We start from the raw sequence: 16,185 nt of genomic DNA, 5'->3' as shown, positions 1-16,185 counted from the left end.
CTTGTAATGGTTTTGTAATATTTGACGACTGAACGCTCGCTCAGTTTTGTGGAAATGCGGAAGGTGCACGTAATGTTACGTACACCACTTCCACTTTATTCATCATCTTAATCTAGTATTCTAGTATTTATTAGGAAGCCTCTTCTTCTTTTTTACCTTCACCGAATATTGCTTTGTCTAGAAGTTCTGCTACATCGTACGTGCCAACTTGCTCTTCGACTTCTTTTGCTTTCGTTCCGTCAGATAGCATCGTTAAGCAGTAAGGACAGCCAGAGCTAATCATGGTCGGTTGTACAGCTAATGCTTGTTCTGTGCGGGCTACGTTTACGCGTGTGCCTGCTGTTTCTTCCATCCACATTAAGCCTCCACCAGCTCCACAACACATTCCTTTTTCGCGGTTACGTTCCATTTCAACAAGCTTCACGCCTGGGATAGCTTTTAAAATTTCACGAGGTGGCTCGTATACTTCATTGTATCTTCCTAAATAACAGGAATCGTGGAACGTGATTGTTTCGTTTACTGCGTGCTTCGGTGCGAGCTTACCAGCTTTCACTAAATCAGCTAACACTTCTGTATGGTGGAATACTTCTGCTTCTAAGCCGAAGTCTGGATACTCATTTTTGAAAATGTTGTATGCATGCGGGTCGATTGTAACGATCTTCTTCACTTCGTTTTTCTCGAATTCCGCGATGTTGTTCGTTGCTAGCTCTTGGAATAAGAACTCATTTCCTAGGCGGCGTGGAGTGTCACCTGAGTTTTTCTCTTTGTTACCTAAAATAGCGAATTTCACGCCTGCTTCGTTTAGTAATTTTGCAAAGCTGATGGCGATTTTTTGTGAGCGATTATCGAATGATCCCATCGCTCCAACCCAGAATAAGTATTCGAAGTCTTCGCCTGCTTTTTTCATTTCTTTTACCGTAGGAATGGATACTTCTGGAGCAGCGTCGCGCCAGTTTTCACGCTCTTTACGGTTTAAGCCCCATGGATTTCCTTGACGCTCAATGTTTGTCATCGCGCGTTGTGCTTCTGGGTCCATTTTTCCTTCTGTTAACACTAAGTAACGACGAAGATCGATAATTTTGTCTACATGTTCGTTCATAACTGGACATTGGTCTTCACAGTTACGGCACGTTGTACATGCCCAAATTTCTTCTTCTGTAATAACATCGCCGATTAGGCTTGGGCTGTAGTCAAGTGTTGCTACACTTTCTTTTGCACCTTGACCTGCAGCAGCTAATGCTAACTGGTTTGCTTTTGTGTTGTTAAATGCGTATGTTGGCACCCATGGTTGTTTGGAAGTAACAGCTGCGCCAGTTTCTGTTAGATGGTCGCGAAGCTTTACAATTAAATCCATTGGCGATAACATTTTGCCTGTACCTGTAGCAGGACACATATTTGTACAACGACCACACTCTACACATGCGTAGAAGTCGATCATCTGGTGTTGTGTGAAGTCTTGAATTTTCCCAACTCCGAAAGATTCTTGTGTTTCGTCTTCGAAGTCAATTTTCGATAATTTCCCAGGATTGTCTAAACGGTGGAAAAATACGTTTGCTGGCCCTGCGATTAAGTGTGCGTGCTTGGATTGTGGTACGTAAACTAAGAAAACGAGTAATAGTAATAAGTGAATCCACCAACCGATGTAGAAAAGGGCGATGGCTGCTGTTGTGTTTATCCAACCAAACAGATAAGCAAACGCAGAGGCAACTGGCTCGCTCCATGTTAAGTCGTGATTGTGCCAAAGGATACCCATTCCGTTTGAGAAAAGAACGGAAAGCATGAGTCCACCGATGAACAGTAGCACTAAACCTGATTTGAAACCGCGCTTAAGGCGTACAAGTTTTTCAATGTAACGTCGATGGAACGCCCAAACTACTGCTACTAAAATCATTAATGTCACGATTTCTTGGAAAAACGTGAATGCCGGGTAGAGTGGACCTAATGGTAGGTGAGCGTTTGGTGCTAGCCCTTTAATGATTAGATCTATTGCTCCTAGCTGTACGAGAATAAACCCGTAGAAAAACATAACATGTATGATTCCGCTTTTTTTGTCTTTTAAAAGTTTCTTTTGTCCAAAAACGTTTACCCATACGTTGTTTAGACGTTCTTTGATTTTGTTATCAAACTCCACTTTCTTTCCGAGCTTGATGTAAGTGATTCTTGTGCGAATTAAGTATACAAACAAGGATGCTGCGTAAGCGGTTACAATAATGAATAAAATCCAGTTTGCAATTAGTAAGTAATTTGACAAGTCCCCTCTGCTCCTTTCGTGTAGCTGTTGTTTTAGTGGTTAGTGATTAGTGATTAGCTGTTTTCGACTGATTATTTTCCTTTATGTTCAAAAAGAAGGTAATTTTCTGAACTTTATCTCTATTCTCATATTATATAATGAATGAGCATTCAGTCAACACATATAGTCAAATTCTTTTTAACGAACAACAATTGTTTCAATCATGTTACGGGTGCCAGGCACTTTTAACATTGCTGTAATATTTAGAGGGTAAGTATTGATTAGTGATTCGAGGAGAAAAGCCGCCTGGTAGTCTATTTTGTATTTATCTAATTGCTAATACATATTTAAAATGGTTAAAGTTTTAATCTGCCCCTGTATCAGTTGTTTTTCCTAATAACTAATCACTAACCACTAATAACTAATCTCTTTTTGGTCAAACTATGAGGAATAGAAATGGAGGTAGCGTTTATGTTCACAATGTTTTTTGGGGTTATTATTGTAATAGGCTTGATCGTGCTTGCTTATTTAATTATTGACTTTAACCTCGGACGTAAAAGGCATTTGGAAACGGTAGCGAAAATAGAATTTCCAAAGCGTTATAGCGATCTGCAACTTTTTACGGATGGTGGCAAGCTTTTCAAAGAGATGTTTAACGACTTACGTTCGGCAAAAGAACATATCCACGCTCTCTTCTATATAGTTCAAGATGACCATATTAGCAAAGAGTTTTTTGACATTTTAAAAGAAAAAGCAAAACAAGGAGTGGAAGTTCGACTTTTACTGGACTGGGTTGGATCGAAAAATGTAAAAAAGCAAGAAATTGAAAAACTAAAACAGAGCGGTGTGGAGTTTTATTATTGTCATATACCGAAAGCCCCGTTCTTTTTTTACACTTTTAACGAGCGAAACCATCGGAAAATAACGGTGGTTGACGGAAACATTGGGTTTGTTGGAGGTTTTAATGTTGGAAAAGAGTATTTAGGACAAGACCCGAAATACGGTGTTTGGCGCGATTATCACTTAAAAATGACAGGAGAAGGTGTGCAAGATTTACAAAAGCAATTTTTAGAAGATTGGCTTGATGATTCAAAAATTGACTTATTAGAAAACACAAAGTACTTTCCTGCATCTGAAAAAGGTAAGACTAGGCATCAAATCGTACCTACGAACGGAGCTTTTTTAACCTCAACGTTCAAACAACTATTAAAATGCGCCCAAAATGAGGTAGTTATTTGCACACCATATTTCGTACCAAGTGATGAACTAATGGAGGAATTGCTGCAAACTCTAGGGCGTGGAGTGAAAGTGAAAATTGTTGTACCCCAAAAAGAAGATCATCCGTTACTAAGGGATGCGGCCTTTAACTACTTTCCTACCTTAATGGAGGCTGGTGCCGAAGTTTACAGATTTTTCTATGGCTTTTTCCATGCGAAGGTCATCATTGTGGACAGTGAGCTATGTGATATTGGAACAGCTAACTTTGATAAACGTAGCCTGCATATTAATCATGAAATCAACTGTATTATTTTTGATAAAGAGTTTGTTCGCCATGTAAGAGAGAAGGTGGACTCAGATTTAGCCACTGCAGAACGATTAACGGAGGAATTTTTACACCAGCGCGGATTATTGGAAAAGAGCAAGCAGCAAGTCGCAAAAGTTTTATCCCCACTTTTATAGCACATTGTTTCTTGCAGGCAAAAAGTGTGGTATGTGAAAATGAACTGGATTTTAACATGGATTTAGGAGATTTTATATGAAAATTCGATTTGGTTTTGTTTCTCAATCTTGGGCATTGTGGGAGGCTTCCCCGTCTAAAACGTTGACATTTACACGATATAAAACGATGAAAAAAGATGATGGCCTTGATAAGTTAAAAGAAGTGACAAGGATCAATTTAGAGAATACGTTACGCATCATTTACTATTGCATCGCGCATGAAATTCAAGTTTTTCGCTTTTCATCATCCCTTGTTCCACTTGCAACACATCCAGAAGTGAAGTGGGATTATCGTTCGACTTTTAAAGATGAATTTAAGGAAATCGGCGACTTAGTGAAAAAATACAATATGCGTACTAGTTTTCATCCAAACCAGTTTACCCTTTTCACGAGCGATAAACCGCACATTACGGAGAATGCCGTGAGCGATTTGGTGTATCATTACGAAATGCTGGAGGCAATGGGTCTTCATAAAAGTGGGACAATGAATATTCATGTTGGTGGGGCTTATGGTAATAAACAAGCAGCTTTAGAACGGTTTTTTGAAAATATTAAGATGATCCCACGAGACGTTTTTGAGCGCATGACGCTAGAGAACGATGATAAAACGTACACAACAGAAGAAACGCTTTCGGTTTGTGAAAAAATTGGCGTGCCTCTCGCTTTTGATTATCATCATGAATTTGCCAACCCGAGTACTGTTTCGTGGGAGGAATTGTTACCGCGTGTATATCGGACTTGGGATAATGTTGGGATTCGACCTAAAGTCCACATTTCATCCCCAATTGATGATAAAAAAATTCGCCATCATTCTGATTATGTGGATTTAGAGTTTGTTAAGCCGTTTTTAAAAGTAGCTGTCGACATTGGAGAAGATATTGACTTTATGATCGAAGCGAAGCGAAAAGACTTATCCGCTCTTCAGCTAGCAGAAGACATCGGTAAAATGCGCGGCTTCAAACGCATCTCCGGCGGGAGTGTTGAATGGTAAAATAAATGTTTCAGGGGTATTACGGGTGCCTGGCACTCGTAATACCCCTGTAATATTGTTGTAATGATTGTTACACGCCCCCGCCTTGTTGCATGAATTGCATGACGAAGGAGTGTAGTTTATATCCTAAGTAGATACCAATAATGCCTACTACTCCGGCAAACGCTGGTGGGGCTGGAATTGGTAGGCGGAATAGCGCAAATAAAAAACCTACAATGAGACCTGTAAAAATCGCAAGTAAACTTTCTTTCATGATGCAAACTCCCTTCAGGTTGTACGTTGTATGTTGGTAGTATTTCCACAATGTAGGAGCGTACTCAAAAATAATTGAATTTCCCTTACTTCCGTTTCTTATTAGCCTCTGTTGATTACCGTGCAAGGCTTGACTTTCCACAGGCATGTTTAGCCCTAACTTAAAATAGATCTAGTCTTTATTATTGGTTTGCTTCCCATTTCAGGGAATACTCGTGCTTGACTAACTCTCCCATAGACGGTTTCCTTCTAATCCGAGGGCTTACCGGGCTTGACTCTCTCTCCCATGGACGGTTCACCTCGAATCCGGGAGCTTATCGGCCGTGACTCCGTCTCCCATGGACGGTTCACCTCGAATCCGGGAGCTTATCGGCCGTGACTCCGTCTCCCATGGACGGTTCCTCTCGAATCCCACGGCTTATCGGCCTTGACACGCTCTCCCAGGGACGGTTCCCCTCAAATCCGAGGGCTTATCGGCCTTGACTCGCTCTCCCATGGACGGTTCACCTCAAATCCGAGGGCTTATCGGCCTTGACTCGCTCTCCCATGGACGGTTTCCTTCTAATCCGGGGGCTAATCGGTCTTTGTAAACCTATCAAGAAAACTTAGGTACAGCTTTCCTCAATAAAAAAACCGCGAACATCGCCATCATGGCCACGTTCGCGGTTTTTTTCTAACAACTTACATCTTCTCCGGAGAAGAAACTCCAATAAGTTTTAAAGCGTCTTGAATAGTAATCTGTGTTGCTTTCATTAACGCAAGACGTGCTTTCGTACGATCTACGTTTTCAGAATCTAATACTTTTTCTGCATTGTAGAAGCTATGCAGTGTGGAAGCTAATTCAAAAATATAGTTTGTCATTCTATGTGGAATACGCTTTATCGCAGCTTCTGAAACAACTTGTGGGTATTCCCCAAGCTTTTTCAATAAATCGATCTCTTTTTCAGACTGAATATGCTCAAGAGCAAACGGACCAACTAATTCAATACCTTGCTCTTCCCCTTGACGTAACATACTGCAAATACGCGCATGTGCGTATTGTGCATAGAACACAGGGTTTTCATTTGATTGTGAAACTGCTAAGTCCATATCAAAGTCTAAATGCGTGTCCGCGCTACGCATAGCGAAGAAATAACGCACTGCATCTAATCCAACTTCTTCCATCAAATCACGCATCGTAACAGCTTTACCTGTACGTTTGCTCATCTTCATCTTTTCACCGTTTTGGAACAAGTGAACAAGTTGAATGATTTCTACTTCTAATGCTTCTTTTCCGTAACCTAACGCTTCAATTGCTGCTTTCATACGCGGAATATATCCGTGGTGGTCCGCACCCCAAATGTTAATCAACTTATCATGGCCACGTAAAAGCTTGTCCTGGTGATAAGCGATATCTGGCGTTAAATACGTGTAAGAGCCATCATTTTTAATTAATACACGGTCTTTGTCATCTCCGAATGTAGTGGAACGGAACCATGTTGCCCCACCGTCTTCAAAAATATGACCTTGCTCGCGTAACGTATTTAAGGCTTCGTCAATTTTCCCATTATGGTATAAAGAAGTTTCTGAGTACCATAAGTCGAATCTTACACGGAACTCTTCTAAATCTCTTTGAAGCTTTTTCATTTCAAAAGTTAAGCCATACTGGCGGAAAAATGCTAAACGCTCTTCTTCTGTTTCACTCACAAATTTGTCGCCATACTCACTAGCAAGTTCTGCCCCAATATCGATAATATCTTGACCGTGATAGCCGTCCTCTGGCATTTCTTTTTCCATACCTAACGCTTGGAAATAACGAGCTTCCACCGATAATGCTAAGTTATTAATTTGGTTACCAGCGTCATTTATGTAATACTCGCGAGTTACATTATATCCAGCTTTTTCTAACACGTTACATAAAGAGTCTCCAACAGCCGCACCGCGGGCATGTCCTAAATGCAAGTTACCAGTAGGGTTAGCTGAAACGAACTCGACGTTTACTTTTTCGCCGCCACCTACATTTGTTTTTCCGTAATCAGATCCTTGTTCTAAAATTGTTGGGATAAGGTCTGTTAAGTAAGAGTTGTTCATGTAGAAGTTGATGAATCCAGGCCCTGCGATTTCCATTTTTTCAATGGACGCTTTTGATTGGTCAAAGTTTTCCACTAATTGTTCGGCAATCATGCGTGGTGCTTTTTTGGCTACACGAGCTAATTGCATTGCCATGTTTGTTGCGTAATCTCCGTTTGCTTTATCTTTCGGTATTTCCAGTACAACATCCGGTATTTGCTCTTCTGTTGCTAAGCCCGCTTTTATTACAGCATCTTTAATTTCATTTTTTAATCGTTCTTGCACTTGTTCTACGATATTCATTTAGATTTAGCCTCCTCGTATTGAATTGAGATTGTATATTGTCCTGCTTGTTGGTTTTGCATCGATAGATCGTATTTTAATTGAATGGAACCTCGATGTTTTTTCTCATCTTTCATGATGAAAATTTTCTTCGTATCTATGTCTAAATGGAAAATTCCAAGATCGCTTTCATAGACGCCAGCTGTTTGTTCGCCAAGCTTGTAGCTTTGACGCATTTTGACTGCTCCAGAGCGACCAACCCAAATTTCGTCGTCTGTTAGTTTATATATGACGTTGACGTTGCCGATGTCTTTTTGTTTTTCAGAAAAAACAAGGAACGTTTGGTTATCTTTTATGTAGTATTGACCTTTTGTTTTAAATGAAACACGTTCTTTTTGTCCTTCGTGAACGATTTCGGATTGAAAGGAAATTTTTATAGGGACTTTCACGTCTTCCTGTTTACCTGTCATTTCATTTCACTTCCTTCATCCTAAGTAGATTTATAACCTTCATATTATAAAACAATTTGTTTGTAAAATACAATAGGGGCTAGGCTGATTGTGAATAGATTCACAGTCTGCCTGCCCCTTTTTATTTAGCATAATCACACTATTACTAATCGTTGATGTTCGCGGAAGGTATTCGCTTTCCGCGGGCGGTCGCGGGAGCCTCCTCGGCGCTTTTGGCGCCTGTGGGGTCTCCCTTGACGCGCTTTCCCGCAGGAGTCTCATACCTTCCGCGAACATCAACTTCATGAGTAGTTATATTAAAAAGCTAATACTAATTTTTCTGATTCAGTAGGAACTTGAATATTCCCTATTAAAGTTAAAAAATTTATTTTACCCAGCCTAAAATCATTTCGCGGATTAGTTTGCTGGCTGTGTTGGCTGTTTGTTCGGATGCGTCGTAGATTGGTGCTACTTCTACTAGGTCTCCGCCGACAACGTTAACGTCAGAGTTTGCGATTGCATGGATGGATGCAAGTAGTTCGCGAGATGTGATACCTCCGCAATCTACTGTTCCAGTACCAGGTGCGTGTGCAGGGTCTAAAACGTCAATGTCGATTGTTACGTATACAGGACGTCCTGCAAGTTTTGGTAGAATTTCTTTTAATGGCTCTAGCACTTCGAATTTAGAAATGTGCATGCCTACGCGTTTTGCCCATTCAAATTCTTCCTTCATACCTGAACGAATTCCGAATGAGTAAACATTTTCTGGACCAATTAAGTTTGCTACTTTTTTAATTGGTGTAGAGTGAGAAAGTGGCTCCCCTTCGTAATGGTCGCGTAAGTCTGTATGTGCATCCATGTGAATGATTACAAGGTCAGGGTACTTTTTGTACATAGCTTTCATAACAGGCCAAGATACTAAGTGCTCCCCACCCATTCCGATTGGAACTTTTCCTTCGGCTAAAAGCTTGTCCACAAAATCTTCAATCATGTCTAAACTTTTTTGTGGGTTACCGAATGGTAGTGGGATGTCTCCTGCATCAAAGTATTTTACTTCGTGTAGTTCACGGTCTAAGTAGGCACTGTACTCTTCTAAACCAATGGAAACTTCACGAATTCTAGTTGGGCCGAAGCGAGAACCTGGGCGATAGCTAACTGTCCAGTCCATCGGCATTCCGTATAATACAGCTTTACTTTCTTCAAAGTTTGGGTGACTTGCGATAAAAACATTTCCTGAATATGCTTCGTCGAAACGCATGTTGGATGTCCTCCTTTAGTTTAGTGGGGGACTGACCCCCGTTACGTTAATGCATGAAAAAGTGATGGGTTATTCCCCACCACTTTTCCAAAATACCAATTTTTATTATTTGATTAAATCGCCAACAAATTTAGGTAGTACGAATGCTGCTTTGTGTAGTTCTTTTGTGTAGTATTTTGTTTCCATCTCGTGGAAGCGCTCTTCTGTTACTTCTAGTGGATCGTGCTTTTTAGATCCGATTGTGAACGTCCACATTCCACTTGGATATGTTGGGATGTTCGCAATATAAAGGCGTGTGATTGGGAAAATTTCACGAACGTCGCGTTGAACGTTTGAGATTAGTTCCGGTGTAAACCATGGGTTGTCCGTTTGTGCAACGAATACGCCATCTTCTTTTAATGCTTTTGAAATCCCTGCATAGAAACCTTTTGAAAATAAGTTTACTGCTGGTCCTACTGGCTCTGTCGAGTCAACCATGATTACGTCATACTCATTTTCAGACTTTGCAATGTGCATGAAGCCGTCGCCTACTTGAACGTCAACACGAGGATCATCTAGCATACCAGCGATTTCTGGTAAGTAAATTTTAGAGTACTCGATTACTTTTCCATCGATATCTACTAATGTCGCTTTTTTCACGCTTGGGTGTTTTAATACTTCACGAATTACTCCACCGTCTCCGCCACCTACAACTAATACGTTTTCAGGGTTTGGATGTGTGAATAAAGGTACGTGCGCAACCATTTCGTGGTATACGAACTCATCTTTTTGAGTTGTCATTACCATGCCATCTAAAAGAAGCATGTTGCCGAATTCTTCTGTTTCTACCATGTCTAGCTTTTGAAATTCTGTTTGCTCTGTATGTAATGTTTTATTAATTTTAGCCGTAATACCGAAGCTTTTTGTTTGTTTTTCTGTAAACCATAATTCCATTTGTAAAACTTCCCTTCTACTTTAAATATTTATCCATAAGCACGCTACGAGTTTATCGTTCCCTAACAACAATTCTTACAAACAAACTTTTACTTTTTTATTACATTCATGTTAAAAGTGCCTGGCACCTGTAACGTGTTTGTATCATTCGAAAGTTGGTCAACAAAAAAAGTATAGATGAATCTAGCAAAATTTCAAGGAAAATATTTAATTTTTCTATAAAAATGTTTAAAATGCTTCCATCTTTTTCATACTAGATATAATAGTGTGCCTTTTGGGGGTATTTTTAATGGAACTGATGACGAATAAACGATTCCAAAGTTGGATGAAATATATACGAGCTTTACTTTTTATAAGCGGAATACTAGCATTCTCCTTTTTTCTAGTTATTGGGGGAATTTATTATTATGCAAAATCGAAAGAGGCACCGCCGTTATGGGTGACACAGTCATCGATTTTTTATGCTGCGGACCAATCTATCATCGGGGAAGCTTACAACGGTGAAAAACGGTATTGGGTGACGCTCGAGGAAATATCTCCACATCTTATTGATGCGACTATCGCTGTAGAGGATCGCCGCTTCTTCACGCATCACGGCTTTGATTATCGCCGAATTGTTGGAGCGATTATAGCAGACATAAAAGCTCGTGCCAAAGTGCAAGGAGCTAGCACCATTACACAACAGTATGCCCGTAATCTTTTTCTAGAGCATAAAAAAACATTTTCACGTAAATTACAAGAAGCGCTTTATACGATACGAATGGAAATCCACTATTCGAAAGAAGAAATTTTAGAAGGTTATTTAAATACGATTTACTACGGTCACGGTGCTTACGGAATTGAATCCGCTGCACATTACTATTTCGGTAAGTCTGCCATTGATTTAACTATAGAAGAAGCAAGTATGCTTGCAGGTATTCCGAAGGGGCCTGGCATTTTTTCTCCATACATCAATGAACAGCGCGCGTTAGAGCGACAACAAATAGTGTTGCATTCTATGGTGGCAAATGGAAATATTACCACTGATGATATAGAGATTGTTTTAGAAAAACCACTCCAATATGGCGAGCGTAAACATTTACCGAAAGAGTATATGGCGCCATATTTTCAAGATGCGGTTCGTGCCGTTTTGCGCAACGAACTTCAATTGCAAGAGGAGCTTTTAAAAGGCGGATTGCATATTTACACAACATTAGACCCAACATTACAGGCAATCGCGGAAGAAGAAATTGCGGAAGGATTGAAAAATGACCCTGAACTACAAGTAGGTTTTGTGGCGATGGACCCGAATACCGGAAGAGTGAAAGCACTGGTTGGCGGTCGGAACTATGATGAAAGTCCATTTAATCGGGCAACACAAGCGGAACGTCAACCTGGCTCAACGTTTAAACCATTTTTATATTACAAGGCACTAGAAAACGGATTTACTCCATCTACCCCTTTTCGAAGTGAAAAAACGACATTTACGTTTGATGAAGGTAGAGCAACTTATATCCCTAAAAACTTTAATAACTTATATCCGAATAGTGAGCTAACGATGTTACAGGCGTTGCCGCTTTCGGATAACGTGTATGCGGTGAAAACGCATTTATACCTCGGTGAGGATCAAGTGGCCGATATGGCTCGTCTGCTCGGGATTACTAGTTCCATCAACCCAGTTCCAGCCCTAGCACTTGGCACTTCGCCTGTTAAAGTGATAGATATGGGAACTGCGTACAGCGTTTTTGCCAATGGTGGAAGAAGTGTGAAGCCAGTCTTTATCGAAAAAGTGGTCACGTTTAAAGGAGAAGTTCTGTTTGAACGGGAAAAGAAACGCGAGCAAATTTTAGACAAGGATAAGACGTTCGTACTTAATCATATGATGACAGGTATGTTTGACCAGAGATTAAACGGTTATACGAGTGTGACGGGTAATAAATTGGTTGGCACGGTGACGCGTCCGTATGCAGGTAAATCTGGGACGACGGAGACGGATAGTTGGATGATTGGGTACACGCCACAGCTTGTGAGTGTTGCTTGGACTGGCTTTGATGATAATAAGTCGATTTATCAGAAGGAGCAGTTTGTTAAATATATTTGGGCTAATTTTATGGAGAGGTCTTTGGCGAACAGGTCGGTTGAAGCGTTCCGTCCGACTGAGGATGTGGTTGGGGTGTATGTGAATCCTGAGAGTGGGTTGTTGGCAACGGAAAACTGTCCAGTATCGCGCCTAACGTATTATGAGGCGGGTACGGAACCTCTAGAGTATTGCCACTTGCATGAAGTGGAAGAGGTGGAGGATGAGGTTGCTTCACCTGTGGACGATGCTGATACTACGCAGCGTTGGTGGAAAAAGTTATTGCCATGGCGACGTTGATTTTTCGGATAGATTACGTTTTTATTATAATCCATTCAAAATAAGCCGTTGAAGCTGTTTCAACGGCTATTTTTTATACCAATCTGGTAGATCAATGCTACGTATATGTTGATGTTCCAGCAATTTTACATCCCCGCTTCCACCAATCTCATAGTGCAACCGATCCTCCCCAACTGGAATATGCGCACCTACAACTGGATTAACTAACAGTGTTACTTCAAAAACAAACGAGCGATATCCACCTATCCGTTCTACTTTCTCAACTACCGTTTGATAAGGATAAACGGCTACAAACGATAAACCTGCTTCTTTTTTGTAAAACTCCCCAATCGTTTCATGCACCTGTGGTGTTAATAACGATAAAAAGATATCTTGGTAAAGTTCTTCACGAGATTGCTCTGTCGGAATATACGGTGTTTCGGCAAATGTATGGATCGGCGTCGCAAAAACCAACAAGCAAATTAGTATGTATCTCTTCAATAAGAACACCACCTTCTTCTCCTAGTGTGAAGCAAAGCAATCAGCTCCATTAGTGGCAAAAAAAGTTAAAACCCCCGAGAAAGATTTCTCGAGGGTTTTAAGTGTCCTAGTTCTCCATGTGTTCTTAACACATGTAAGAATAGTTTACTTTTTTTATGAAAATAACTCAAGTATGTTCGTTACACGTTCAAAGAAATGTCACATCTTTATTTCTGAAAAACCCTTGACAAATTAGCTTAACCCTTGCTTTAACTCGTCGCTAGACAGATCCCACATTTGTTTATTATGGGATTCTAAATATTTTCTCAGAATAGCTTTTCCTTTTTCGTCCATATGGTCGACCATAATTTTCCGTTTCATCGATTTGTCCATTTTGTTTACATGCTCTGGAAGCGATTTGTAGCCGCGACGAATTTCACGGTCCACGGTCATTTCACAAGCTGTTACCCCCGCGTAGTATGGCCCTTCTTGCTTACGATCGATTGTTACCCATACAAGCCAGTAAAGTTTTCCATTAGGAACATCCTCTTTGTTTGGCAAAAATTTAATGCCACGTTCTACGGTACTCCTAGCATGCATAGCTCCTACGTCCACGACTGCGTCCTCACCTTCCACATCGACAATAACTGGTGAGACATTCTCTAAACTCAAAGCACCAACGCCATAGCCACCATGGCCATCTGTTGGGTCATTTTTTATTATATTAAAACCAATTGGCTTTTTCTTTTTTTCTTGATCCATTGTAATTCCTCCTTTTAGGGGTTAGTGGTTAGTTGTTAGGTGCCAATCACTATTTATATGTATTTTTGCAAGTTGATTTGCTATTCTATATATTTTATCACTAATAGTATACAATACTTTATATACTTGATTGCAATAGGAGGATTTATTATGCCATATGTTACGGTAAAAATGTTAGAAGGTCGTACGGAAGAGCAGAAGAAAGCATTAGTGGAGAAAGTAACTACTGCTGTGAGCGAAACGACCGGTGCTCCAGAAGACAAAATTGTGGTATTCATTGAAGAGATGACAAAAGGCCACTATGCAGTAGGCGGAAAACGTTTGAGTGACTCTTAGGCGTTAGTTGGTTAGGCGTTAGCTGTTTGGTTTTAGGAGTTAAGGTTATACCTAACAGCTAACACCTAACTACTAATAGCTAAAAAAAGCCAAGCCCAACATCAGGCTTAGCTAGAAATCTCTATTATCTTAATTGGGTGATAGTTGTTAGCTAGAGCGTTATAACTAACCTGCAATTTCTTTTCGTAACGCTTCAATATATGTGTAAGCTTCTTCGACTTCTTCCTCTGTGTAGCGTTGTTTACTTTTCAACGTGAAAATTTTTTCTTTAACTTCTTCTTTTGATAAGTTTTCAAAAAACAACACCGTCGAAACTAATTCTAAAAATCGAGAGCTTTGTTCGTTCATGTTTAGCATGCAGCTTTGTAAGTGTGGCATCGTTAACTCATCGTAATGAGCTAAAAATTCTTGTCCACTTTCCGTCAATGAATATCGGTATTGAGAGTAGCCACCTTTATTTTCTTTCAACTCGCTTAAGAAACCTAAGTTACATAGTTCTTCTACACGTAATGTTATTTCTTCTGAATATGGTCCGTAAAAGTGAAAATTGTATTTTTCGTAAAATGGGTAATTTAACTTTTTAGCAATGTACACCATTTTTTGTAATTTTTTTCTGCCGATAATTTCCCCTGCAGAAGCAAATACTTTCATTAATTTCGCGTGATCCGTTAACAAACCCGTTCATCTCCTAACCTGTAGATGCTGCTTATAGTCCTAGTATCTCTAGAATCTTTTTCTTTGTCGTCTTTTTCGTTGTTAAGTCTTCTAGTAAATCTTGTGGGAAGTATAATTTATGGTCGGTTCTACGTTTTCCTGAGATGGCATCGACAATTTCCGACTCTCTTGATAACTCCCTCACTTCGCCGCTCGGCATTAATAAGTGGATTGGTAGTCTTTCTCCTTCTTCCCCTGGACGGTAAAAGTCGTACGGTAAATCAGAAGAAGAATCAACTACTAAGTAATATTCAGGATCTAGTCCTGCTTTTTTAAACAGACTAGTTAACTCCATTAAATCTTTCATCTGCTTTGTTGGATTAAATTCGACAAATTTGAACAAATTCCTGTTCATAAACCTTCGACATAAATCGCGTAAAATCTCGTCATCTTCCTCTTGCCACATTTGGAAGTAGTACATAACAACAGCTTCGTCTAATTTTAAATAGTCTTTTAATGTGATCTCTTCTTCAAAAATAGAGTAAAAATGTAGCGGCTCCTGTTTAAATGTATAAAATTCTTCGTGCAGTTGCTTCGCACGATGTAAAATTTTTGTTAAAATAACTTCCGCACTACGAGAAACTGGGTGGAAATATACTTGCCAGTACATTTGATAACGGCTCATAATGTAGTCTTCTACTGCATGCATCCCACTCGACTTAATGACAACTTGCTCTTCACGTGGGCGCATAACACGCAAAATACGTTCCATGTCAAAATGACCGTAACTAACCCCTGTAAAGTAAGCGTCACGTTGTAAATAATCCATGCGATCAGCGTCGATTTGGCTAGAGATTAGGCTAACCACCATTTTGTTTTTGTATGTTTTAGCGATTACTTCTGCTACGTGCTTTGGAAAGTCTTTATGCACTTTTTGTAAAACGGCGTTCACTTCCGTATCACCTAAAATAATCGCTTGTGTAAATTCTTCGTGGTCTAAGTGGAACACTTTTTCAAATGCATGGGAAAATGGTCCATGGCCTAAATCATGAAGTAATGCCGCACATAAACAAAGTAATCTTTCTTCGTTATTCCACTCTGAACGCCCTTCGAAACTGTCATCAATAATACGACGGACAATTTCGTATACACCTAGGGAGTGATTTAATCTGCTATGTTCTGCGCCATGAAATGTTAAGTATGTTGTTCCAAGTTGGCGAATGCGACGCAAACGTTGGAATTCAGCTGTTCCAACTAAATCCCATATGACGCGGTCACGAACGTGTACGTAGCGATGAACTGGGTCTTTGAATACTTTTTCTTCTGTTAATTTTTCCGTTGCATAACTCATGTACTTCCCTCTTTTTAAGCTTCCATGTTGGCCAAGCCGTTCTTTTGTTTTTATGTTTCGCACCAGGTTGAATAGTAATTCTATTGAGTCCGTTTCATAATGTA

General features: G+C 40.0%; 14 protein-coding genes. 4 read left to right on the top strand and 10 right to left on the bottom strand.

Annotated elements, in window-relative coordinates; all coding sequences use genetic code 11:
• Positions 1-130 precede the first annotated feature (130 nt).
• The gene (locus CDZ89_RS01275; protein ID WP_176483796.1) at positions 131-2,251 is read right to left on the bottom strand and encodes a (Fe-S)-binding protein; all 2,121 of its coding nucleotides are present in this window, start codon (positions 2,249-2,251) and stop codon (positions 131-133) included.
• 450 nt (positions 2,252-2,701) lie between these two features.
• Here CDZ89_RS01275 and cls point away from each other — a divergent pair, with 450 nt between their 5' ends.
• Together cls and uvsE are read left to right on the top strand one after the other, a co-directional pair.
• On the top strand, positions 2,702-3,910 hold the full coding sequence (gene cls / locus CDZ89_RS01270; RefSeq protein WP_227521417.1) for a cardiolipin synthase: 1,209 nt from the start codon (positions 2,702-2,704) through the stop codon (positions 3,908-3,910).
• 76 nt (positions 3,911-3,986) lie between these two features.
• Complete coding sequence (gene uvsE / locus CDZ89_RS01265) at positions 3,987-4,940, top strand: UV DNA damage repair endonuclease UvsE (protein WP_096156323.1); 954 nt, start codon at positions 3,987-3,989, stop codon at positions 4,938-4,940.
• 70 nt (positions 4,941-5,010) lie between these two features.
• Here uvsE and CDZ89_RS01260 read toward each other — a convergent pair whose 3' ends face one another.
• From CDZ89_RS01260 to speE, 5 genes are all read right to left on the bottom strand, one after another.
• Positions 5,011-5,193, bottom strand: coding sequence for a XapX domain-containing protein (locus CDZ89_RS01260; protein WP_096156322.1), 183 nt, complete (start codon positions 5,191-5,193; stop codon positions 5,011-5,013).
• Between the two features lie 680 nt (positions 5,194-5,873).
• Positions 5,874-7,544 (bottom strand): arginine--tRNA ligase, encoded by a 1,671-nt coding sequence (argS, locus tag CDZ89_RS01255; RefSeq protein ID WP_096156321.1) that lies wholly within the window; start codon positions 7,542-7,544, stop codon positions 5,874-5,876.
• The gene (locus tag CDZ89_RS01250; protein ID WP_096156320.1) at positions 7,541-7,993 is read right to left on the bottom strand and encodes a YwiB family protein; all 453 of its coding nucleotides are present in this window, start codon (positions 7,991-7,993) and stop codon (positions 7,541-7,543) included. The genes argS and CDZ89_RS01250 overlap by 4 nt, the downstream gene beginning before the upstream one ends.
• 364 nt (positions 7,994-8,357) lie before the next feature.
• A complete protein-coding gene (gene speB / locus CDZ89_RS01240; RefSeq protein ID WP_096156319.1) occupies positions 8,358-9,230 on the bottom strand; it encodes an agmatinase in 873 nt (290 codons plus the stop codon).
• 105 nt (positions 9,231-9,335) lie between these two features.
• Complete coding sequence (speE, locus tag CDZ89_RS01235; protein WP_096156318.1) at positions 9,336-10,163, bottom strand: spermidine synthase; 828 nt, start codon at positions 10,161-10,163, stop codon at positions 9,336-9,338.
• A gap of 289 nt (positions 10,164-10,452) precedes the next feature.
• Between speE and CDZ89_RS01230 the strand changes: the two genes are divergently transcribed.
• Positions 10,453-12,519, top strand: a complete 2,067-nt coding sequence (locus tag CDZ89_RS01230; protein WP_100333013.1) for a transglycosylase domain-containing protein — start codon at positions 10,453-10,455, stop codon at positions 12,517-12,519.
• 66 nt (positions 12,520-12,585) lie between these two features.
• On the opposite strand, the gene CDZ89_RS01225 is transcribed toward CDZ89_RS01230, so the two are convergent.
• On the bottom strand, positions 12,586-12,999 hold the full coding sequence (locus CDZ89_RS01225; RefSeq protein ID WP_157842648.1) for a DUF3888 domain-containing protein: 414 nt from the start codon (positions 12,997-12,999) through the stop codon (positions 12,586-12,588).
• Positions 13,000-13,230: 231 nt separating this feature from the next.
• Positions 13,231-13,740, bottom strand: coding sequence for a YwhD family protein (locus CDZ89_RS01220; RefSeq protein WP_096156315.1), 510 nt, complete (start codon positions 13,738-13,740; stop codon positions 13,231-13,233).
• Positions 13,741-13,890: 150 nt separating this feature from the next.
• Here CDZ89_RS01220 and CDZ89_RS01215 point away from each other — a divergent pair, with 150 nt between their 5' ends.
• On the top strand, positions 13,891-14,076 hold the full coding sequence (locus CDZ89_RS01215) for a 2-hydroxymuconate tautomerase (RefSeq protein WP_096156314.1): 186 nt from the start codon (positions 13,891-13,893) through the stop codon (positions 14,074-14,076).
• Positions 14,077-14,241: 165 nt separating this feature from the next.
• Here CDZ89_RS01215 and CDZ89_RS01210 read toward each other — a convergent pair whose 3' ends face one another.
• Positions 14,242-14,751: a YwgA family protein gene (locus tag CDZ89_RS01210; protein ID WP_096156313.1), complete on the bottom strand. Its 510-nt coding sequence runs from the start codon at positions 14,749-14,751 to the stop codon at positions 14,242-14,244.
• 31 nt (positions 14,752-14,782) lie between these two features.
• The gene (locus CDZ89_RS01205) at positions 14,783-16,081 is read right to left on the bottom strand and encodes an HD domain-containing protein (RefSeq protein ID WP_100333012.1); all 1,299 of its coding nucleotides are present in this window, start codon (positions 16,079-16,081) and stop codon (positions 14,783-14,785) included.
• Positions 16,082-16,185 lie beyond the last annotated feature (104 nt).

It is taken from the genome of Bacillus alkalisoli, from assembly GCF_002797415.1.
Taxonomy (GTDB): Bacteria; Bacillota; Bacilli; order Bacillales; family Bacillaceae_I; genus Bacillus_CD; species Bacillus_CD alkalisoli.
This window is presented reverse-complemented; position numbering and strand designations above follow the sequence as displayed.

Coding starts and splice junctions, on each gene's coding strand:
- CDZ89_RS01205 (WP_100333012.1), bottom strand. CDS start 16,081: ATGAGTTATGCAACGGAAAAATTAACAGAAGAAAAAGTATTCAAAGAC.
- cls (WP_227521417.1), top strand. CDS start 2,702: ATGTTCACAATGTTTTTTGGGGTTATTATTGTAATAGGCTTGATCGTG.
- CDZ89_RS01250 (WP_096156320.1), bottom strand. CDS start 7,993: ATGACAGGTAAACAGGAAGACGTGAAAGTCCCTATAAAAATTTCCTTT.
- CDZ89_RS01220 (WP_096156315.1), bottom strand. CDS start 13,740: ATGGATCAAGAAAAAAAGAAAAAGCCAATTGGTTTTAATATAATAAAA.
- CDZ89_RS01260 (WP_096156322.1), bottom strand. CDS start 5,193: ATGAAAGAAAGTTTACTTGCGATTTTTACAGGTCTCATTGTAGGTTTT.
- CDZ89_RS01230 (WP_100333013.1), top strand. CDS start 10,453: ATGGAACTGATGACGAATAAACGATTCCAAAGTTGGATGAAATATATA.
- argS (WP_096156321.1), bottom strand. CDS start 7,544: ATGAATATCGTAGAACAAGTGCAAGAACGATTAAAAAATGAAATTAAA.
- uvsE (WP_096156323.1), top strand. CDS start 3,987: ATGAAAATTCGATTTGGTTTTGTTTCTCAATCTTGGGCATTGTGGGAG.
- speE (WP_096156318.1), bottom strand. CDS start 10,163: ATGGAATTATGGTTTACAGAAAAACAAACAAAAAGCTTCGGTATTACG.
- CDZ89_RS01215 (WP_096156314.1), top strand. CDS start 13,891: ATGCCATATGTTACGGTAAAAATGTTAGAAGGTCGTACGGAAGAGCAG.
- speB (WP_096156319.1), bottom strand. CDS start 9,230: ATGCGTTTCGACGAAGCATATTCAGGAAATGTTTTTATCGCAAGTCAC.